This window comes from uncultured Roseobacter sp., from assembly GCF_947495025.1.
GTDB lineage: Bacteria > Pseudomonadota > Alphaproteobacteria > Rhodobacterales > Rhodobacteraceae > Roseobacter.
Genome location: NZ_CANLXG010000001.1, coordinates 1,014,562 through 1,036,049 on the forward strand (window position 1 = coordinate 1,014,562; position 21,488 = coordinate 1,036,049).

Annotated in this window: 19 protein-coding genes; 1 reads left to right on the forward strand and 18 read right to left on the reverse strand. The window is 58.7% G+C overall.

Annotation, left to right across the window (positions count from 1 at the left end; all coding sequences use genetic code 11):
- Positions 1 to 9: 9 nt before the first annotated feature.
- The 8 genes from glpK to glpD form a co-directional block, all read right to left on the reverse strand.
- A complete protein-coding gene (gene glpK, locus Q0792_RS04865; RefSeq protein ID WP_298836980.1) occupies positions 10 to 1,497 on the reverse strand; it encodes a glycerol kinase GlpK in 1,488 nt (495 codons plus the stop codon).
- 96 nt (positions 1,498 to 1,593) lie between these two features.
- A complete protein-coding gene (locus tag Q0792_RS04870; RefSeq protein WP_298836982.1) occupies positions 1,594 to 3,315 on the reverse strand; it encodes an ABC transporter substrate-binding protein in 1,722 nt (573 codons plus the stop codon).
- Between the two features lie 76 nt (positions 3,316 to 3,391).
- Positions 3,392 to 3,664 carry a DUF2160 domain-containing protein gene (locus tag Q0792_RS04875; protein ID WP_298836984.1) on the reverse strand — a complete coding sequence of 91 codons (273 nt, stop codon included), beginning with the start codon at positions 3,662 to 3,664 and terminating at the stop codon, positions 3,392 to 3,394.
- Between the two features lie 13 nt (positions 3,665 to 3,677).
- A complete protein-coding gene (locus Q0792_RS04880) occupies positions 3,678 to 4,556 on the reverse strand; it encodes a carbohydrate ABC transporter permease (protein ID WP_298836986.1) in 879 nt (292 codons plus the stop codon).
- Positions 4,556 to 5,428, reverse strand: coding sequence for a carbohydrate ABC transporter permease (locus tag Q0792_RS04885; RefSeq protein WP_298836988.1), 873 nt, complete (start codon positions 5,426 to 5,428; stop codon positions 4,556 to 4,558). Before Q0792_RS04885 ends, Q0792_RS04880 begins: the two co-directional genes overlap by 1 nt.
- Positions 5,428 to 6,513 (reverse strand): ABC transporter ATP-binding protein, encoded by a 1,086-nt coding sequence (locus Q0792_RS04890; RefSeq protein ID WP_298836993.1) that lies wholly within the window; start codon positions 6,511 to 6,513, stop codon positions 5,428 to 5,430. The genes Q0792_RS04885 and Q0792_RS04890 overlap by 1 nt, the downstream gene beginning before the upstream one ends.
- The gene (locus Q0792_RS04895) at positions 6,513 to 7,601 is read right to left on the reverse strand and encodes an ABC transporter ATP-binding protein (RefSeq protein ID WP_298836995.1); all 1,089 of its coding nucleotides are present in this window, start codon (positions 7,599 to 7,601) and stop codon (positions 6,513 to 6,515) included. The genes Q0792_RS04890 and Q0792_RS04895 overlap by 1 nt, the downstream gene beginning before the upstream one ends.
- Before the next feature lie 16 nt (positions 7,602 to 7,617).
- Positions 7,618 to 9,216 carry a glycerol-3-phosphate dehydrogenase gene (gene glpD, locus Q0792_RS04900; protein WP_298836997.1) on the reverse strand — a complete coding sequence of 533 codons (1,599 nt, stop codon included), beginning with the start codon at positions 9,214 to 9,216 and terminating at the stop codon, positions 7,618 to 7,620.
- A 283-nt stretch (positions 9,217 to 9,499) separates the two neighbouring features.
- Here glpD and Q0792_RS04905 point away from each other — a divergent pair, with 283 nt between their 5' ends.
- Positions 9,500 to 10,261 (forward strand): DeoR/GlpR family DNA-binding transcription regulator, encoded by a 762-nt coding sequence (locus tag Q0792_RS04905; RefSeq protein WP_298836999.1) that lies wholly within the window; start codon positions 9,500 to 9,502, stop codon positions 10,259 to 10,261.
- Positions 10,262 to 10,265: 4 nt separating this feature from the next.
- Here Q0792_RS04905 and Q0792_RS04910 read toward each other — a convergent pair whose 3' ends face one another.
- The 10 genes from Q0792_RS04910 to bhcD all read right to left on the reverse strand — a co-directional run bounded on the left by Q0792_RS04910 (position 10,266) and on the right by bhcD (position 21,483).
- A complete protein-coding gene (locus tag Q0792_RS04910) occupies positions 10,266 to 11,045 on the reverse strand; it encodes a creatininase family protein (RefSeq protein ID WP_298837001.1) in 780 nt (259 codons plus the stop codon).
- 95 nt (positions 11,046 to 11,140) lie between these two features.
- Positions 11,141 to 11,884, reverse strand: a complete 744-nt coding sequence (locus Q0792_RS04915) for a hypothetical protein (protein ID WP_298837003.1) — start codon at positions 11,882 to 11,884, stop codon at positions 11,141 to 11,143.
- Positions 11,881 to 12,267 carry a hypothetical protein gene (locus tag Q0792_RS04920; protein WP_298837005.1) on the reverse strand — a complete coding sequence of 129 codons (387 nt, stop codon included), beginning with the start codon at positions 12,265 to 12,267 and terminating at the stop codon, positions 11,881 to 11,883. Before Q0792_RS04920 ends, Q0792_RS04915 begins: the two co-directional genes overlap by 4 nt.
- Before the next feature lie 91 nt (positions 12,268 to 12,358).
- Positions 12,359 to 13,291, reverse strand: a complete 933-nt coding sequence (locus Q0792_RS04925) for a dynamin family protein (RefSeq protein ID WP_298837006.1) — start codon at positions 13,289 to 13,291, stop codon at positions 12,359 to 12,361.
- Entirely contained in the window at positions 13,288 to 15,360 is a 2,073-nt protein-coding gene (locus tag Q0792_RS04930) for a dynamin family protein (protein WP_298837008.1), read from the reverse strand. Before Q0792_RS04930 ends, Q0792_RS04925 begins: the two co-directional genes overlap by 4 nt.
- A gap of 162 nt (positions 15,361 to 15,522) precedes the next feature.
- Positions 15,523 to 16,659 (reverse strand): GTPase domain-containing protein, encoded by a 1,137-nt coding sequence (locus tag Q0792_RS04935; RefSeq protein ID WP_298837010.1) that lies wholly within the window; start codon positions 16,657 to 16,659, stop codon positions 15,523 to 15,525.
- Positions 16,649 to 17,494 (reverse strand): protein phosphatase 2C domain-containing protein, encoded by an 846-nt coding sequence (locus Q0792_RS04940; RefSeq protein ID WP_298837012.1) that lies wholly within the window; start codon positions 17,492 to 17,494, stop codon positions 16,649 to 16,651. The genes Q0792_RS04935 and Q0792_RS04940 overlap by 11 nt, the downstream gene beginning before the upstream one ends.
- A complete protein-coding gene (locus Q0792_RS04945; protein WP_298837014.1) occupies positions 17,478 to 18,683 on the reverse strand; it encodes an FHA domain-containing protein in 1,206 nt (401 codons plus the stop codon). The genes Q0792_RS04940 and Q0792_RS04945 overlap by 17 nt, the downstream gene beginning before the upstream one ends.
- A gap of 92 nt (positions 18,684 to 18,775) precedes the next feature.
- On the reverse strand, positions 18,776 to 20,251 hold the full coding sequence (locus Q0792_RS04950; protein WP_298837016.1) for a serine/threonine-protein kinase: 1,476 nt from the start codon (positions 20,249 to 20,251) through the stop codon (positions 18,776 to 18,778).
- 254 nt (positions 20,252 to 20,505) lie between these two features.
- Entirely contained in the window at positions 20,506 to 21,483 is a 978-nt protein-coding gene (gene bhcD, locus Q0792_RS04955) for an iminosuccinate reductase BhcD (protein ID WP_298837018.1), read from the reverse strand.
- Between the last annotated feature and the right edge of the window lie 5 nt (positions 21,484 to 21,488).

The following is a 21,488-nucleotide window of genomic DNA, read 5'->3' on the forward strand; positions in this document are numbered from 1 at the left end:
CACCAGACCTCAGTACGCCAGCGTAGAAGACACAGCGCGTTTCCAGTTGCCATATTTTGTTGAGCGCAGGTCTTCGGGCATCTGCGGATCAAATGTCCGCTCCAGTCGCCAGCTCTGCGCGAAACCTTCCTTGTCCGGGTAGACCCCCGCCCGCTGCCCCGCGAGCCATGCAGCACCCAGCGCCGTTGTTTCCAGAACCTCGGGCCGGTCGACCGACGCTCCAATAATGTCAGACAGGAACTGCATCGCCCAGTCAGACGCCGACATGCCACCATCCACGCGCAGGGTCGCACCCGCCCCTTCGCCCTGCCAGTCGGCCTGCATCGCCTCCAGCAGATCGCGGGTCTGGTATCCCACGCTCTCCAGCGCCGCACGCGCAAACTCCTCGGGGCCCGAGTTCCGGGTCAGACCGTAGATCGCGCCGCGGCACTCCGCGTTCCAGTAAGGTGCACCGAGGCCGACAAACGCTGGTACCAGAACGATGTTCTGGTTCGGGTCGGCCTTTTCGGCCAGCGGCTGGGTTTCTGCAGCATCGCGGATAATTTTCAGCCCGTCACGCAGCCATTGCACGACCGCACCTGCCACGAAAATGGAGCCTTCGAGGGCATAGGTCGGTTTGCCATCAAACTGGTAGGCGATGGTCGTCAGCAGCCGGTTGTTCGATGTCACAGCGGTCTCACCGGTATTAAGCAGTGCAAAACACCCCGTGCCATAGGTCGATTTCAGCATGCCGGGCTCAAAACACGCCTGGCCGATGGTCGCTGCCTGCTGGTCACCGGCAACACCCAGGATCGGCAACGGACGACCAAAGAGGTCGGGTCGGGTCATGCCGAAGTCTGCGGCACAGTCTTTGACTTCGGGCAGCATGTTCATCGGGATGTCAAAGAGCTCGCAGATCGTCGTACTCCAGCGCCCTTTGTGAATGTCATAAAGCGATGTGCGCGCCGCGTTGGTGGCATCAGTTACATGCGCCGCTCCGCCGGTCAGCTTCCAGATCAGAAAGCAGTCTACAGTCCCGAACAGCAATTCGCCGCGGCCCGCGCGATCCCGCGCGCCCTCGACATTGTCGAGAATCCATTTCAGTTTGGTCGCCGAAAAGTAAGGATCTGCCAGCAAACCGGTCCGGGCCGTGATCATCTTGTCGTGTCCGGCATCGCGCAGTTCGCGACAGTAATCCGCTGTGCGGCGGTCCTGCCAGACGATTGCATTATACACAGGCTTGCCGGTCTCCCTGTCCCACACCACGACAGTTTCGCGCTGATTTGTGATGCCGATGGCGGCTATTTCGTCCGGGCCCAGCCCCGCTTTCTCGATTGCCGCCCGACAGGTCCCTGCGGTTGTCGACCACAGATCGCCCGGGTCATGCTCGACCCAGCCACTGTCAGGGAAGTGTTGCGGAAACTCTTCCTGGGCGGTCGCTTTAATCTTCATGTCGGCGTCAAACAGAATGGCGCGCGACGATGTGGTTCCCTGATCAATGGCGAGAATATGGGTCATGGGTCCCCCGGACATTTGATGTGTATTTCGGGCGGGATTAACCCGCAAAAAAGGCCGGGGCGCAAGTCAGCGCACCCCGGCCCCGGTCTCAGAGACTTACTGCCAGGACTTGATCAGCTCGTCGTAGCTGACGGTCATCGGCTCTTCGTCCTCGTTCTCCAGCTTGGCATAGGGCGCGCCAGGCTGATCAAACCAGTACTGTGCGTCCTGCTCTTCGTTCAGGACCGGACCCAGATCTCCTTGGACGCCTGCGCGCTCAAGACGCTGAAGCACGCGCTCCTGATCTTCGCACAGAGCATCAAGTGCTTCCTGAGGCGTTTTGGCACCGGACATTGCGTCGCCGATGTTCTGCCACCACAGCTGCGCCAGCTTCGGATAGTCAGGTACGTTTGTACCGGTCGGAGACCACTGAACGCGCGCCGGCGAACGGTAGAATTCAACCAGACCACCCAGCTTGTCGGCACGGTCGGTGAAGTGCTGGCTGTCGATGGTGGATTCACGGATGAACGTGAGACCAACGTCAGACTTCTTCAGGTCAACCGTTTTGGAGACCACGAACTGCGCATAGAGCCATGCGGCCTTTGCACGGTCCACAGGTGTGGATTCCATCAGTGTCCAGCTGCCTGCGTCCTGGTAGCCGATCTTCTGGCCTTCTTTCCAGTAAACACCGTGCGGGCTGGGCGCCATGCGCCACTTGGGCGTGCCGTCCTCGTTCATCACGGGCAGACCGGGCTCGACTGTTGCCGCGGTAAAGGCCGTGTACCAGAACATCTGCTGGGCGACGTTACCCTGCGCCGGGATCGGACCCGCTTCGCCGAAGGTCATACCGGCAGCGGCTGGTGGCGAGTACTTCTGCAGCCATTCAATGGCCTTGGTCACCGCGTAAACAGCAGCGGGCGAGTTGGTCGCACCACCGCGGGCCACACAGGATCCTGTCGGCTGGGAGTTCTCGTTCACACGGATACCCCATTCATCCACCGGCAGACCGTTTGGCTCACCAACGTCGCCCATGCCAGCCATGGACATCCACGCATCGGTGTAACGCCAGCCAAGCGACGGGTCTTTCTTGCCGTAGTCCATGTTGCCAAAGACTTCGCCTTCGACACCCATATGGCTCAGATCACGACCTGTGAAGAACTCAGCGATATCCTCATAGGCTGTCCAGTTGACCGGAACACCGAGATCATACCCGTAGGCGGCTTTGAAATCGGCCTTGTTCTTTTCGTCATTGAACCAGTCGTAGCGGAACCAATACAGGTTCGCGAACTGCTGTGTGGGCAGCTGATAGAGTTTACCATCCGGTCCGGTGGTGAAGGACGTACCGATGAAATCATCGACATCCAGCGTGGACAGCGTAACATCCGCGCCCTCGCCTGCCATCCAGTCGGTCAGGTTGCGCACCTGCTGATAGCGCCAGTGCGTGCCGATCAGATCGGAGTCGTTGACATAGGCGTCGTAGATGTTTTCGCCCGACTGCATCTGTGTCTGCAGCTTCTCAACAACGTCACCTTCGCCGATCAGGTCGTGCGTGACCTTGATGCCGGTAATGGCTGTGAATGCCGGTGCAAGAACCTGGCTTTCATATTCATGTGTGGTGATCGTCTCGGATACCACCTTGATTTCCATGCCCTGGAACGGTGCCGCAGCATCAACAAAGAACTGCATCTCCGCTTCCTGCTCCGCACGGTCCAGCACGGACAGTCCGGCAATCTCGTTGTCGAGAAACGCCTTTGCAGCCTCCATGTCGGCCCACGCCGGCATTGCCATACACGCGACCATCGCGCCCACAGCTGTGGTTGATTTCAGTGAAAAGTTCATTCTGGCCCTCCCTTAGACTCTTTGAACTGTATGTACGGCCGCCCGGAACGTAGCCGGACGCACCATTCTTCCTGTCTCAGACCCAGCGGAAAACCACTGCGGCCCAGACAAGGCACGCCAGCAGCGCATAGGGCTGCGGTGCGACCTCAAGACCCAGCCAGATCAGATTGATAAAGGCCGAGCCCAACAGCGTGATGAACAGACGGTCACCCCGCGTTGTTTCAATGCGGAGAATGCCGACGCGCGGCGTCTCCGGAAATTTGATTGCAAGAATTGTGAAGGTGATCAGCAGACAGGCGATCACGCCGAAGAAAATTGCGGTCGGTATCGTCCAGGCCATCCATGCCATAGTGCTTCCCCCCTTATACCCGGCCCAGGGCAAAGCCCTTGGCGATGTAGTTGCGCACGAAATAAATCACCAAAGCCCCCGGCGCGATCGTCAGGACACCTGCCGCGGCCAGCACACCCCAGTCGATGCCCGCAGCCCCCTGCGTTCGCGTCATGATGGCAGCAATCGGCTTGGCGTCAACCGTTGTGAGAGTACGGCTGAGCAGCAGTTCTACCCAGGAGAACATGAAACAGAAGAATGCCGCGACGCCGATCCCGCTCGCGATCAGCGGCATGAAAATGCGCACGAAGAAACGCGGGAAAGAATAGCCATCAAGATATGCTGTTTCGTCGATTTCCTTGGGCACGCCGCGCATGAAACCTTCGAGGATCCAGACCGCCAGCGGCACGTTGAAGAGACAATGCGCCAGAGCCACCGCGATATGCGTATCAAAAAGGCCGACCGACGAATAAAGCTGAAAGAACGGCAGCGCGAAAACGGCTGGCGGCGCCATCCGGTTCGTCAGCAGCCAGAAGAACAGATGTTTGTCCCCCATAAAACTGTACCGGCTGAACGCGTACGCCGCAGGCAGCGCCACAGCCAGACTGATCACGGTATTCATCACCACGTAGATCAGCGAGTTGACATAGCCGATGTACCAGCTCTCATCCGTCAGAATTTTCACATAATTGGCCAGCGTCAGGTCGCGCGGGAACAGAGAAAACTCACCCAGAATTTCGGTGTTCGTCTTGAGGCTCATGTTGAGCAGCCAGTAGATCGGCAGCAGCAGAAAGAGCAGATAAAGCCCCATCACGATGGCAGACCGGTTGATCCGGGGTTGCCTGCGCCGTGCAACCGCGGCGCTGCTGCTGGATACGGTGCCCGCAGGGGCCTGAACAGTTGCATCAGACATCAGACACCATCCCTTTTGTCGAGGTTCGTCATCACGGTGTAGAACACCCAGGAGATCAGCAGGATCACAAGGAAGTACATGATCGAGAAGGCAGCTGCCGGTCCGAGGTCAAACTGACCCAGCGCCATTTTCACCAGGTCAATCGACAGGAAGGTCGTCGCATTGCCAGGCCCCCCGCCGGTCACCACGAAGGGCTCGGTGTAGATCATAAAGCTGTCCATAAACCGCAGCAGGATCGCGATCATCAGAACGCCGGCCATCTTGGGCAGTTCAATATAGCGGAACACGGCCCAGCGGCTGGCCTGGTCGATCTTGGCCGCCTGGTAATAGGCGTTCGGGATCGACTGAAGCCCGGCATAGGCCAGCAGTGCCACAAGCGACGTCCAATGCCACACATCCATGACGATCACGGTAACCCAGGCGGCAACGATATCCTGTGTATAGTTGTAGGAGATACCCATTTTATCCAGCGTGTATCCCAGCAGGCCGATGTCGACGCGGCCGAAAATCTGCCAGATCGTACCGACCACATTCCACGGGATCAGCAGCGGCAGTGACATCAGAACCAGGCAGAAAGAGGCCCAGAACCCTCCCTTTGGCATGTTCAGCGCCACGTAAATTCCCAGCGGAATCTCAATCGCAAGAATAATTCCCGAGAACATCAGCTGGCGCCAGAGCGCGTCCCACATGCGCTCTTCTGCCAGCATAACCTCGAACCACTCGAGCCCTGCCCAGAAAAACTCATTGTTCCCGAATGTGTCCTGAACCGAGTAGTTGACCACGGTCATCAGCGGGATCACCGCCGAAAAAGCCACCAGTACAAGAACCGGCAGCACCAGGAACCAGGCTTTCTGATTGACTGTCTTGTTCATCAGGCCGCCTCCCCCTGCGGTGGTACGCGCCAGTCGTCGGCGTAAACATTGATGCCCTTCGGATCGAAGGTGACGCGCGGTGCATCGGCCGATATCTGGTCATTCTCACCGGCGATGGCGCTGATTTCGGTCCCGTCCACATCAAGGCGCACGATTTTGTGGCGACCGACGTCCTCGACCCGTTTGATCCGCGCAGGCAGGCCGTTTTCGGCATTGCCGATCCTGATAAACTCCGGACGCACGCCGACCTGCAGCTTGCTGCCTGCAGGCTGATATGCAGCGCCGAGTGGCACGCGGACACCGGCAATACGCGCGGTGTGGCCGTCGATCTCAGCATCAAAAAGGTTCATGCCCGGCGAGCCGATGAAATAGCCCACGAAAGTATGTGCAGGCCGCTCAAACAACTCCTGGGGCGTTCCGATCTGCACAACCCGTCCATCATACATCACCACCACCTTGTCCGCGAAGGTCAGTGCCTCTGTCTGATCGTGGGTCACGTAGATCATGGTGTGGCCGAATTCGTGGTGCAGAGACTTCAGCTGCGTACGCAGCTCCCACTTCATATGCGGGTCGATCACCGTCAGCGGCTCGTCAAAAAGCAGTGCATTCACGTCCTCGCGCACCATACCACGACCCAGAGAGATCTTCTGTTTGGCATCGGCGGTCAGCCCACGGGCTTTGCGGTCCAGTTCTGCCTCCATGCCGATCATCTGAGCGATCTGTGACACCCGTTGCGCGACATAGGCCGCGTCCTCGCCCCTGTTGCGCAGCGGGAACGCAAGATTGTCGCGTACCGTCATGGTGTCATACACAACCGGAAACTGAAAAACCTGTGCAATGTTGCGCTCGGCCGTTGGTGCGTAGGTGACATCCTCGTCATTGAACAGAATGCGTCCCTGACTGGGGTGCAAAAGGCCGGAAATGATGTTCAGAAGAGTGGATTTGCCACAACCGGACGCGCCAAGCAGTGCATAAGCCTCACCATCTACCCAGTCGTGGTTCAGCTCTTTGAGGGCAAAGTCGTCCTCGGATTTCGGGTTGGCAAGATAGGAATGCGCCAGGTTATCGAGGGTGATCTTGGCCATTACGCCGCCTCCGCATAGGGTGCTGCCGACACAAGCGCGCCGTCGGTTCCGAAGAGATAGACATGCGCAGGATCAAGGTAGACAGAGAGATCCTGGCCCGGCTGAAGGCTGTGAACGCCATGGACCAGCCCGACCCAGCGCGCTCCGCCGTGATCAAGGTGCACGAATGTTTCCGACCCGGTGATCTCGGTTACGCTCAGCCGCGTGTCGAACCGCATGGTGCCAGCAACATGCGGCGCGAGTTCCAGGTGATTGGGGCGGAAACCGGCGGTATATTCACCGTCACTGAGACCCGACGCGGTCGCAGGAACGGGCGTCGACTGGCCCGCACCAAAGCGCAGCTCACTGCCCTCCTTGCGGACGGGCAGAAAATTCATAGGCGGATCAGAGAACACTCTGGCGGTCGTTGCATTGACCGGGCGCCGGTAAACCGATGGCGTTGGTCCGAACTGAGTTACACGCCCCTCCCACAGGGCCGCAGTATTTCCGCCCAGCAGCAGTGCTTCTTCCGGCTCGGTGGTGGCATAGACAAAAATGGACCCGGACTCTTCGAAAATGCGCGGAATTTCGGCCCGCAGTTCTTCGCGGAGTTTGTAGTCGAGGTTTGCAAGCGGCTCGTCCAGCAACACCAGACCTGCGTTCTTGACCAGGGCACGCGCCAGCGCACACCGTTGCTGCTGCCCGCCAGAAAGCTCCAGCGGCCTGCGGTCGAGCATCGGCGTCAGCTGCATAAGCTCCGCCGTCTCGCGGACACGCGCATCGATTTCCTTGCGCGTCTGCCCCATCAGCTTCATCGGCGAGGCGATGTTATCGTAGACGGTCATCGACGGGTAGTTGATGAACTGCTGATAGACCATGGCCACCTTGCGGTCCTGCACGCGCATGCCCGTAACATCGTCGCCATTCCAGATCACGCGCCCCGTTGCCGGCACATCGAGACCAGCCATGAGCCGCATCAGCGATGTTTTTCCCGACAAGGTAGGCCCGAGCAGCACATTCATCGTGCCCCTCTGCAGCTCCAGATCAGTCGGGAAAATATGGGTTTCCCCACCTACCGTTTTCGACACTCCCTCAAGAATCAGGGTCATGCCATCCTCCCCCTTATTATTCTGCAGCCTCCGACTGCAGGTTCGGCCACTGTTCACGCATAAACGCGTCCAGATCGGCCACTTCTGTATCCGTCAGTCTCAGGCCCAGCTTGTTGCGCCGCCACACCACGTCTTCGGCCGTTCGGGCGTATTCGCGTGTCATCAGCCAGAGCACTTCGCGTTCGGTCAGCGTCGCGCCAAAATTGCGCCCCAGCGCTTTTTCACCGGCCGCATCCCCCAGCACGTTCCAGCTGTCGGTGCCATAGGCACGCACCAGCCGGCGTGCCCAGAATTCAGACAGATACGGATAGTCTTCGTGCAGGCGCGTGACCAGCATGTCAAAACCATCGACCGCGAAATCACCACCCGGCAGCGCCACTCCGGCAGTCCAGTGCCCGGATGTCCCGCTGAAGAACGGCACGATCTTTTCCATCGCATCTTCGGCGAGCTTTCGATAAGTCGTAATCTTGCCCCCGAAAACGTTCAGTATCGGCGCGCCGCCGGTGTCATCCACCTTTAGCGTGTAATCGCGCGTTGCCGCAGTCGCACTGCTTGCGCCATCGTCATAAAGCGGGCGCACCCCGGAATAGCTCCAGACGACGTCTTCGGCGCTGATATCCCGGCGCAGATACTGGTTTACAAAACTGATGAGATAATCGCGCTCTTCGTCGGTGCAGTGCGGTACTGTGTCCGGATCGCTGTGCTCCGCATCGGTCGTGCCAATCAGAGTGAAATCAGTTTCATAGGGTATCGCAAAGATAATCCGCCCGTCTGCTCCCTGGAAGAAATAGCACTTGTCGTGGTCATAGAGGCGCCGCGTGACAATGTGGCTGCCGCGTACCAGACGCACACCTTCGGTCGAATTAATCCGCACCTTCTGCTGAATAATGTCGCCGACCCAGGGGCCGCCTGCATTGACCAGCATGCGCGCAGAAACCTGTCGCTGCTCGCCGCTCATGGTGTCTTCGGTCACGACCTGCCAGACGTCGTCCACCCGGGATGCCGAGACAACGCGCGTGCGCACCATGATGTCTGCGCCGCGCTGTTCGGCATCACGCGCGTTCAGAACCACCAGCCGCGAGTCCTCGATCCAGCAGTCGGAATACTCATAGGCTTTCTCAAAACGCTCCTCGATCGGCGCGCCTTCGGGTGTTCCGCCCAGCGACAGAGTTGTCGTGGATGGCAGGATCTTCCGCCCCCCGAGACTGTCATACAGAAAAAGACCGAAGCGGATCAGCCATGCCGGCCTGCGCCCCTTCATCCAGGGCATCACCGTGTTCAGAATGCGCGAGGTCGGCGTCGACCCCTCGAACCGCATGTCAGGATGGTATGGAAGCACAAAACGCATGGGCCAGCTGATATGCGGCATGGCCCGCAGCAGTGTCTCCCGCTCTTCAAGAGCGTGCCGCACCAGCCGGATTTCAAAATATTCGAGGTATCTCAGGCCACCATGGAAAAGTTTGGTGGACGCAGACGACGTGGCAGAGGCCAGATCATTCATTTCGGCCAGTCCGACCTTCAGCCCGCGACCTGCAGCGTCACGCGCAATACCGCAGCCATTGATCCCGCCACCAATGACGAAAACGTCATAAACTGGGCTCTCGCTGCGTGACAAAGGTCCCTCCCGACTCTTCAATCCTCAGGCCAGATCACTACCGCAGGTAATGCGCGCTTTCAAGTCAATATTTTCGCTTTTGTTCGCTTTGCACGTGGGCAACCTGATCGATCTCAGGAGTAATATTCTACTAAAATCGATCTATATAGCTGATTTAAAATATTTTTATCTGCATTCACCTTTGTTGCCCTTCGGAAACTCGTCTGCGTATTCGAATGAAATCGCGCACAGCATTGAAAACGAAAGAAATGTGCACCACACTCGGGATGAGGAGACCGCGTATATGTCCCAGACTTTCCGTCACCCTGATATCCTGGAGATCGCCAGGCGCGAGGGGAAAGTGACCGTCGAAGAGCTCGCCGCACATTTTGGCGTCACACTGCAGACTATCCGGCGCGACCTGACTGAACTGGCCGAAGCCAATAAACTGGAGCGGGTTCATGGCGGTGCGATACTGCCCTCAGGCACCACAAATATCGGCTATGATGAGCGCCGGAACCTGAATGAGGGCGCCAAGCTGTCCATCGCCCGGGCCTGCACTGATCATATTCCGGAAGGGTGTTCTGTTTTTCTTAATATCGGCACCAGCACCGAGGCGGTTGCCCGTCAGCTGTTGCGTCACCGCGATCTGATGGTCGTCACAAACAATATGAATGTTGCGAATATCCTTGTCGAAAACCCCGATTGCCAGGTCATCGTGACCGGTGGCACCGTGCGTCGTGCCGATGGGGGGCTGATCGGGAATGTGACAATCGATACGATCCGCCAGTTCAAATTCGACATTGCTGTAATCGGCTGTTCGGCAATGGATACCGACGGCGATCTGCTGGACTTTGACACCCAGGAAGTCGGTGTCAGTCAGACGATTATCACCCAGTCCCGCAAAGCGTTTCTTGTTGCCGATCATTCCAAGTTTTCCAGAACCGCACCGGCGCGCATCGCCTCTATGCGATCCCTCAGCACTGTATTTACAGATCTTCCGCTGCCCAGTGAACTGGCCGAACGATGCCGTGGCTGGGATACCGGCGTCGTCGTCGCGGGATAGCTTTTCAGGCGGCAGGTCGGGGAAGTGGCATCTGCACAAGCCTGCGCAACATCTGGATGAACCCGCGCACCTGGTGATGCGCTGTCGTCCGACCTTTCTGTGCGCTTGCAAGGTGAGCCTCTCCCGTCACACCGTCCGGGTTGAGGTCAGATGCAATCCAGCCCCAGGCAACCGGTCCGGTCGGCATCACCGGCGACGTTTCAGCGGCTGATCTGAAGTCTGCGGCAGCTTCCATGTCCACCGTATCCGGACGAAACGCAAGCATCAGCGATGTTTCAACGTCCCCGCCATGCAGCCCATGTGTCAGTTCCTGCTCGGAAAAAAGGCCGTCGGGGTACCCGAATGCGCCCCACTGACAGCGCACCGCCAGCATGTCCGCATCAATCCGGAGTTGCCGCACGAGGACTGACAGCAGATCTGCGTTTCCGCCATGGCTGTTCACAAAAACAATTTTTCTGATGCCGGCCCGGGCGACCGACAGGCCGATATCGGACCACATTGCCATTGCTGTGTCACGGCCCAGTGAAACAGTTCCCGCACGATGGGCATGTTCGTCCGATTTCCCGATGGGCTGCACGGGCAGAATACGCAGATCCAGGCCGTCTGTATTCTGCCGCCTGAGTTCTTCGAGCATGCCTTCTGCGATCAGCATATCTGTTCCCAGAGGCAGGTGCGGACCGTGTTGCTCTACGGCGGCAACAGGCACAACTGCGATCGTATCCATCGGATCAATGGTATCGAAATCTGCCGCACGCATTGTGGCCCAGTCAAGAGTCTGCCCCATGTCCGCCTCCATGTCCTGTGCTTTGTATTTGTTGCGGGGACGGTTCCACGGATGTCCAACCAAAACAAGTGTTGAAGATCAGCTCGCGCACAGTATCAGGCGGCCGCAGCAATCAACCGGAAAACTGTCTCTTTTGTATCCATGTGCGCCAGAGCCCATAATTCCGACGTGCCGCGGCGATGCAGCACTACAGACGTGTCATCCTTGAATACGCCCGTCCAGAGGATCGTCTCGGTTTCTTCATCTGTCTCCTGAAGCGCATAAAACCAGTCGCGAAACGCCAGCAGCTCAGACAGCACCGAGGCATCCCCCTTCTTGGTTTTTGTCTCGCCGTCCTCCAGTTCCAGGGTAGCGCCGGATGCTTCCAGAACGATCGCGAGCAGCGCTTCAGAGTCGTCCGGACCGGTTTTGCCTGCCCCGAGAAGGTCGATAGCCGGAATGCCTGATGCTATCTCACCGATATCTGGTTCGGGAAACTGCGTAACGACATCAATTGTTTCGGCCGTGTTACAGAAACGGATCATTGCGGTTCTCAGGTCTTCGGCTTCGTTTTCGGTCAGGTTCTGTCCTGAAAGAGCCGACGCCCCCAGCCCCCCGGAAGGCAATGCCCTGCACAGCCGGCGGTCGCTGGCAAGAACTGCGAGTTCGGTACCGTCCTGCCGGACAAATGTCAGAACGCGTGTAAGTATGGTTTCGTGCAACTCCTTGACAACCGCGTGGAATGGATCGGCCGTGCCAGCAGGGAAAATACTTCTGCCGTGTGCGCCACGTTCGCCCGGCGCGTGTCGCAGCGCCGCGACTGCATCGGTCAGACCAGAGTGTTCTGCACCTTTGCTCATGCATCAACACCGGTTTCGCAGAGCAACCCGTGTGCCGCTGCCGTCAGTTGCTGGATCTCGGCGGGGTCACTGCACACCATGCAAACAGCTTCTTCGGCAAGAACAGGAGAGCGTACAAAACACGCCAACTGTCCACGAAAGCAGGAAACCGCGTACCATGGCGTGTTACCTGAAGGACCGGACTGAGCACTGTTCAGCCCTGTGGGCATGCCTGGCGCAAACAATCGCAGTGCTGCGTGGCAGAGCGCATCGAGGGTTTCCTGCCCGGTCGGTTTTTGTGTGCTGGAGACAAGAACCATGCCCGTCGACAGATCCGCAAATGCAGCAATACTGCATCCGGGAAACCGGGCACGCAGATCATTCAGCCGGGCATTCATCGTCATCGCAGCCACCGAAGAACAACATTGAACCAGCGTCCGGGTCAGGAACGCTGTTTATGAGTATCTTCGGATCATGCAATTTTGGTTAACGCCCTCAGGAGAATTTGGGCGCAAATGACTGTTCATCTTCGTCTTCTGCCAAAGGACGGGGGGTACCGGCACCGCGGCGGCCGCGCGCAACCGGTCGTCTGGGCATGACCGTGCCATCGGCCACAGGCCCCGGCACGCGCTTTGCCGGAGCGTTGTCCGGAAGAACTCTGTCTTCCTCAGGTGACGCCACAGGAAGAACTGTGCCGCTATCCGTTTCACCGCGGGATGCCACGACTTCCTTGAGAGTCTCAACAATATCAAGAAACCGCGTGACAAAGGGTTCTGCGCCACTTTGCTCCCACATCTCCTCGTCATCGCCGCAATCCCGGGCGAGTACCAGGGAAACCATCAGTGTTTCAGCAAAGAGGTCGCGGGTTTCGGATCGAACGCGCCGGAGTACGCGTTCACGGTCACGGTCGCGCACAAGCATATCACCGCGGGTAAGAAGCAGGATCGAATGCGCATATTTGTCGGATGAAACTGCCTCCCAGACCGCGGCCTCACTCTGTCGCCAGGCCTGTGTCGCCGGGCTGCACCATACCACACCGTCGGCGAGGGGCAGCATGCGTTCCCAGACATCTGCCGCCATATTGGGATCAGAAATACCCGGCAGGTCAATGATATCACAGTGTTTCAGTATTTCCTCATCCCGGCAAACGCGGATGTATGCCGTGTCTTCCAGCGGGATATCCTGAGGTCGGCTGAGATCGCAGGGGGTCTCTGAGCCATCCAGACCAACCAGAACAGGGGCCGCATCGCCGCGCGTGATCCACACAGGCGGAAGCTGGGTCGCGACGACCTGAACGGGCAGATATTCCGCCCCGATCATAAGGTTGGCCAGCGTGCTTTTGCCGGCGCTGAATTCCCCCATCAATGCGATACGGGGTAACCGGTGTCCGGGCGCATCCGGTGCGGATTTATGTTCCAGACCGGTCATCGCGCAGCCAGCCCGTTCAATATCTCGAGTGCCGTTTTGAGCTGCTCGTTTCGCTCCCGCGGCGCGTTTTCGGAAACAAAGGCGGCAAGCTCATCTGCGCCTGCGTCCTGCATCTGGGCCATTGAGGCAAAAACAGACAGCTGCTCATTCAGGAAAGAGTCGAACTCTTCGCAGGCTTCCGTTCGCACACCTTCCGCCAGATCATCGCGCAGTTCCTGAACAAACGGATCTGTCTCGGCGCGGATAAGTTCCACAAACCCTTCGGCATAGGCATGATAGCCTTTTCGCTGCAGCCACCAGCGCTTCCACCAGCTACCCTGCAGATCAAGTGCTATGGTGCGACCAAGCGAAACCGGCGGCGGCACCTGAGGCGCGCGGGGCAACGTGATCGGAATGTCATCCGGCCCGAGGCCGAAAGCCCGTGCGTAGAGTTCGGAAATCTGTTCCGCCGCCTCTCTGACAGCTTTGTCAAAAGCCGCAGTGCATTTACGCGCCAGAACCTTGTGCGATGAGCTCAGCAATACACGCAGACCGGCCGGATCATATGTCCAGGGGCTCTGCTCCCCGAATTTTTCGAGGTGAACAATGAGAGAGGACGTTGCCCTTTCCAGAAAGCTGTCCTGAACCCGGTTCATCCGTTCCGAAAAACTGTCGAGTATCGCGTCAAAGTCCTTTTTCAGCGCCGCGCCGGCATCGGCTACGATACCATCCATGCGCGCGCGCGCCTCCCGGGCCGTAAGGTCGCCGCCGTCCCGGCCAGAGGGATCAGCAGAGCCAATCAGATTTGTGGCTGCAACGCCATTTGCAAGGTTCAGACCACTTGCTGCAGCGCGATGCAGCATTGAAGCTCCGACGCCATTTGTGACACGCTCCGCGATGGCGCTCTGCAGTTCTGGCAGCCCGGAAAATGCCCATGCCATTTCAACAGGTGTCTCCACATCCAGGTTCCCGGCGCCCTGCGGGACAGGCGCACCGGCAGCATAGGTTTCAAGCGCGGCACGACTGGATGGCGGCAGGTTCCCGGGATCGCCTTCAAGTGCGGCACAGGCCCACAGAGCACTGCCAAAGATAACCTGTGCATCCTGAGGACCTTTGTGCTTCTCCAGCGTCTCGGCAATGCTTTCGGCAATCTGCGGTATCTGCGTCGACGGATCAGAAAGCTCGTCGATCCGGTTCACAAAGATCAGGACATCCCGCGATTTGACGTGCGCAATCAGTCGGATAAGAGCAAGGTCGGTCGAGGACAGAGCCTGATGAGCCGAGAGCACGACAACGCACAACCTGCTGTCACGGATCGCCCGGATCGTGATCTGCTCGCGCATCAGAAAGGTATCGTTTACGCCCGGCGTATCACGCACGCACAGACGCACCGGCAGGGCTGCTCGCTGCATCTGGAGATCTGCAGACTTGGTGATATCGGCAAAACGCCCCTGTTCATGACCGCCCGGTGCTTCGGGCTCGTCGAGATCGTCGCCGAGGCACACATATCGTTCCACAAGTTCCTGGTCGAAGTAGCCGTAATCATGCTGCTGGCCGAGGAGCATCTCAAACTTGCGTCCAAGACGCGCCATTGATTTTTCGCGCATCTGCGCGACCTGCTCCTTGATTTTTTCCAGCTCTTCATCGGCACCGGCACGGCTCGCCAGCTCCCCGATCCGACCGCCTCCGGAGACAAGCCTGTCCCATTCGCCCTCGTCAAAGAACCGGAACGAGGCCGTGTTTTCGAAGCCTTCCCGTTCGGGATGCAGATGCAGAGAGGTGACCACAGAGGTCCACGGGTTCACATCCGCCGGCAACAGCTCGGTCTGGCCAATCAGCGCATTGACCAGCGTTGTCTTACCCGACTTGATCTGCCCGATCATCGTGACACTGGGTTCAAAATTCTCAATCTGACGGCGCACACGCGCAGCACGCCGCGAGGCATTGTCATCGCCTGCGGCCTCGATTGCATCGAGGGCAGACAGCAGACGGTCTGCGTCCTCGGCGAGAAGATGCAACTCTGAAAAACCTGCTGCCAGCAGCCGGGCTTCGGTAAAGCCCACCCGATCAGAGATGTTCATAACATTCATGCCAGCCCTCCTGGCCAGCGGGACCGGTCAGACCAATGCGGTCTGAACGCGATATGCCTCCATGTGATACGCATGCCTGCCCCCGGTGTGATTATTGCTCACGCCCAAAATGGTGGCAAAATGTGCATACTTTGTGACTTTCGACCGGCTTAGTTGATGAGTTTACCTAGGATTTGACTCAAAACCGCTGTGATGGAGATCACGCGATAACTGCATGACGATCGCCACAGCATCGGCGGCAGACCGGCTGTCGTTTTCCAGCCCCATAAGCACCAGCTTGTCGCTGGCGGCAAAGAGTTCGTGTTCCCATGCGCTCAGCGCCTGGCACCCACTCTCATCGTCAGAAATGACGTCTGTGAGTGCTTCTGACAATCCGTTACAGATGTCGAATATCCGGTCGTGTTTGCCGTCGGTTACCGGACCCGCCGCACAGAGCTGATCCGCGTGTTCCGAGATCAGATCACGCACCCGCCGCAGACCGGGCGCTTTGTCAGCTGCCACATCTGCGGATACATCTCCCGCGCCAGCGCCATCACCGATGCTGTGGCGCTCCAGAAACAGCAGGGCACTGTCCATATCGGCCCGCCGGCCAGAGGCTGCAATGTGCAGAACGGTGTCGGACAAAGCCTTGATTCCGCTGGCCGCGCGCTGTTTTTCATCCGGTATCTGCCCGACGCTCAGCCCTCCGGCAATCGTCAGGGCAGATGTCGGGTGCAGACTGTGAAACTCTTCGGCGGCCACATCCTGCAGGTCTGAGATGCGATCGTTGAGCTGACCGGTTTCCACAAGCTGATCAGCTTTGCCCAGCACAAGAAAACTGTGATCCTTCAGGTGGTCGGGCGCATGGCTCCATATGTCGGCCTCGTCGGGACCAAAGCGGCTGGTACACCAGATGACAATATCGGCATGCTCCAGCGCCTCAAGAGCCCGCGCCTTGCGTGCTTTCTCGTCCCGCGGCAGATGGACGTCCACAAGGCAGGTGTCCGTCAGAAAGCCGGCGTCCAGTTCTGTCGGCGCGCCACTGCCCGGAAACACCTCAGCGGGTGTTTCCGCCCCTGCACGCACAATTACACGTGCCACGCCACCATGACCGGCAACTTCGCCGGGTACGCAAAGCAGCGCGTCGCACAGCGCGGATTTGCCACTGCCCGGGGGGCCAAGCACGACAACACGCACACCGGTGCTGAGGCGCGTGCGCATGCCAGCCGCATGGGCGCGCAGCGCGTCACTCAGGTCCGCAGACCTGGTTGCGGCCGTCAGCCTGGCAAGCGTACTTTCATATTCCTCTTTATCCGACACGGCGCAGATCGTCCTTCCGGATTTCGCTGTCGCCCGGCAGCTTGAGTTCAACTGCATCGTCCAGCTTGACCAGCGAAAAAGACACATTGTCCAGTTCAGGGTCATCAAGGCCGCTCACACGTTCCATCAACCGGTCCGCGATATCCGCACTGGATGCATGGGCGTGATCGTTCAGCACACCGGCTATCTCTTCATCGGTGAGAAACTGAAGGCCGTCACTGGCCACAATCAGAATATCACCGGCCTCGAGCGGAACAGGTTCGTCGGGGCAGTCTACCTGAGGCACACTTTCTCCAAAAAGCACAGACGTCAGAATGTTCCTGTCCGGATGATTTCGTGCTTCTTCGGCCTCCATCAGGCCGTTGCGCACCATGAAATCAATCTGTGGTGCCATGGAGTGATCCTCGTTCAGCTGGCGCAACACGCCGTTGCGGAACAGGAAAAGAGGCGAGTCCCCGATGGAGATCCAGTAGAGCCGGCGGTTCATGATAACGGTAGCAACCAGTGTCGCTCCCATGCCGTGGGTTTCGGGATGCGCCCGGACATGGTCGCGCAGGCAGGCATTGGCTGCCATTGCGGCCTCTGTCAGCCGGCTGGTGATTTCACGCTCAAACAGCTCGGGATCACAGCGCTGAAACATCAGCTCACTGAAAACCTCGGTAACTACAATCTTACTGGCCACATCACCGGCAGCGTGCCCGCCCATGCCATCGGCAAGCACTGCGAGGCCAACATCCGATCCGCGGGAATAGTCTGCGATTACAGAATCTTCCTGGTAGCTGCGGCAGCCCTTGCTGAGCGCGGATGCCGCGTCAAAATTAAAACGACGCGGCATGGCCATCTTCCGTCATCTCCCATTTGAAGTCAGAACCGCAAAGCGCGACAAACCGCAGCGTCGTCTCGCCGATCCGGATCAGATCAGCGTGGTTCAGCTCTTCGGTTGCCAGAACCGGGCGTGCGTTGCGGCGTATGATATTCGACTTGCCGCCGTGCCCGAGATAGAATTTGTTCTGTTCCTCATCATAAGCGATTGCGGCGTGGTTCTGGCGCGATATCGAGTTATCCCCGAAATCGAGACGTATCATCTGGTCCTCACCCCGACCAATCATCGAGGCTCCTGAAAAGATACTGAACGAATGGCCAACGCCGGGGCCTTCAACGACAACCAGCCAGCCGACAGGAAACTTTTCGTGTTGTGGTGCCGCCGTTGCTTCGTTCACAGCACCGAAAGGATCAGCCGGATCTGGTTCGCCTCGGTTAAACCCGAGCAGCCGGGTTTTGACGCGCCCTGCCCTGCGGCCTGCGCGACCGGCTGCAGGGGCTGGCAACCCGGAGAGATCAGTCCCGGCAGAAGCCGGAGACTGTAACGGTTCGACCTCCTCGGACGGCGCGGACGCGGCAGCAACGGTTGCAGACTGAGCCGAAAGCTGGTCGCGCGCAAATGCACTCAGGTCTATTTCGCCGCCCCCTGCAGACCCGGCAAAAGTGGACTCCTCGCCAGAGGTATCGTTCGCGGGGGTTGAACCATCATCACTGTCTGTTACAGATGCATTTTCCTCGACCTGTTCAGCTTCTGCCGGGGTCGCCTCGCGCGCCAGAGCAAGGAGCGCGCTGATGTCGGTTTCGCCCTCCTCTTCCTCCACTTCTTCCACTTCAGCTTCCGCTGCGGATACATCGTCAGAGACGGGTGCATCTTCTGCAACCGGACTGCCGGCTTCATGAGTTTCTGTGTCGTCCGTGCCTTCGGGGCCGGCTTCGTCAGGCATATCCGGAACATCGATGGGACGCCCGGAGGCTTCTTCCGGCACCGCCGCTTCGGCAGGCTCGCCAATCAGATCATCATAAGCTTCAGCTTCTTCGGCCTGCTGCACTTCGGCTGTCTCCACCGCAAACGGGTCCAGCCCCAGTGGGCTTGAATCAGCGGCGGCCTCCTGCATTGCTTCGCGCAGGGCTTCCTCGTCCGGTGCATCGAATTCAGTCGCTTCACGTGACTGGTTCTGGAATACTTTTCTGAAGAGTGTCATCTGTCCGCCTTTCCGTTTTTTACTGAAGCAGAAAGGGTCATCGGACAGATGCCCTTCCGGTGAATGATCGGGTGTTTTTTGAAAATCATGGCTCAGCCCCCCAGACCGCCGCGGTGAACACGCACGGACGAGCTGTCAGGCTGGTTCCAGTCTGCAATGCCCTGCTCAAGCATCCTGATCGGGGCCTGCGCCGCTGTCTGCACCGGTTCAAACTTCAGTGCGACGTGGGTGTAGAGAAAGAATGAGCAGAAAACGACCGGCACAGTAGCCAGCCGGCGTCTGTTGATGCGAGGCAGCGTGATGGGCGGTTTCGGTTCTGCTGCTGCCGCCGCCTGCTCGGCGCGCATACGCTGGGCTGCCGCAACAATGCGGGCATAGGGCGTTTCGCGGACCGGAGTTTCAGCAGGAACCGGCATTGCGGCAGGTTCCCTTACCCGGGGTTCCGTACCGCCCGGGCCGATGTCTTCAGACACAACTTCGCGGCGCCGGACAACAACTGGCTTTGCAACTTCGGCCTCGTCCGCCTGATCGGTTGCCGTGTCCGGGGCACTGTCTTGCAGCCCCTCATTGACCGTACGCACCAGATTCATGACCGTCTCATCAATGGTCTCATCACTCAGTGCCTGCGCGCGGGCCATCTCGGCGCGGCGAGTATGATCGATCATCAGAGCCCATTCCTCGGCTGTCTGCACACGATCTGCGGGAACGATGTTCATCGCTTTGTCGATGGCCCTGAGGAAGGTGTCGTCATAACCGGGGAAACGGCCCGCAAGGGGCTCGTACAGATCCGGCTGACTGGATGCGAGCGCCGCGAGGCGCGCCTGACTGTTTGGCGGTGCCTTCCCCGAAATCAGATGAGACAGCGTTGCTGCGAGCGCATAGAGATCGCTGCTGGGCGTCTGCTGGCTGCCAGCGACATAAAATTCCTGAGGTGAATAGCCGTCCTTTACCACAAGCACCTGCGACATCACGCGGCTCTTGCGGCTCGCTTCCTCGCGGGCTGCCCCGAAATCAATCAGAACCGGACGGCCTTTGGCATCGACAAGGATATTGTCCGGCGAAATATCGCGATGGAGCAGGTCCTGTGCATGCACGTGCCCGATTGCATCGAGCAGCGCCAGTGTCATCTCGTGAACGTCGGCAGGCGACGAGGCCGGGCCTTCGGTCTCGATTATTTCCAGCAGATCTTTGCCATCCACAAGATCAAGCGCCATGTAGGCGGTCTCGTTATCCTCAAAAACCTGATGCACGCCTACCACGCTGGAGTGGTCCAGCCGGGACAGCGCATGTGCCTCGCGGATAAAGAGACGAACGATAGATTTGAAATCGTCGGTGTAATTTCGGGTGCGGGCGCGAACGGTTTTATTGACACGGGCACAGAATGCCTCGGGGAAACACTCTTTGATCACGACGGTGCGGTTCAGACTGTCACGCGCCAGATAGGTGATGCCGAAACCACCACTCGACAGGTAGCGGATGATCTCATACTGACCGCTCAGCAGCCGGCTGCCAGGTGGCAGGGCTTCGCTGTATACCTCTTCGGGCAGGTCTGCATTCTGAGTGTTCATCGCACCGTTTTCGATCTGTTACCTGTATGCTGCCGGCTTGGACCAGGGTCGGTCCGGCAACGTTGCGGTGTCAGAAATAGCAGAAATGCTGTGGCCAAATCATGGCTGAGCCGTGAAACGCACGTGCCCAGAACAACAGATTTATGTATAATTTTAAGATAGTTAGTGAATTTTCCTGCTGCCAGACGGCAACGGCCGGCGGGATTGTCCCGCCGGCCGTCGCTGTGTGTGGTGTCCGGAAATTCCGTGATTTATCAGAGCGAAACGCGGGTTGCCTTGCCCGTTTCCTCGGCCACGCGGGCTGCCACAGATGCCACGGCGAGATCCTGCAAGCCGACCCCGGTACCATCAAAAAGCGTAATCTCGTCAGCACTTGTTCGACCGGGGTGGTCCCCGTTGATCACCGCGCCGACCGGCGTGATATCGCCGTCGGAAATCAGCCCGGCGCTCACCGCATGCTGTGCTTCACCGATGGTGACCGACTGGGCAATCTCGTCGGCAAAAACGGTGGCCGCAGCCAGAAGCTGAGGATCGACCTCCTGTTTGCCTTTCGTGTCTGTGCCCATGCAGGCGATATGCGTGCCCGGCTTGATCCAGTCCTTCATCATCAGCGGCTCAAATGCCGAAGTGATGGTGATGATTACATCAGCCTGCGCTCCGAGCTCTTCCTGGGTCACAGCCTCGAACTCCAGCCCGATCTCTTCTGCGACAGCTCCGAGGCGGGGCAGCATGTCAGGATGCGGGTTCCAGGCCACAACCTTCTCAAAGTCGCGCTGCTCTGCCGCTGCGCGCAGCTGGAACGTGGACTGGTGCCCTGCCCCGACCATGCCGAGGACTTTCGCGTCGCTGCGCGCGAGATGCGAGATGGACACGGATGACGACGCCGCCGTGCGCACAGCCGTCAGATAGTTGCCGCCGACCAGCGCCTGCAGCATGCCGGTATCTGGGTCGAAAAGAAAAATTGTGGACTGGTGGTTTGTCAGACCTTTTTCCATGTTGCCCGGCCAGTAACCGCCTGATTTCACGCCGAGGGTTTTGCCGGCACGGTCAAAGCCCGATTTGAAACCATAGAGCGCGTCGGCATAGCCGATTGCCTCGCGGATCACGGGGAAATTATACGCGTCACCCTTTGCCATCGCGCCAAACACCGCTTCCACAGCGGTGAATGCGTCTGCGCTGCTCACCACCTGCGCGCAAATATCTTCGCCTACGATCAGTAATCCTTCGGACATCGGGT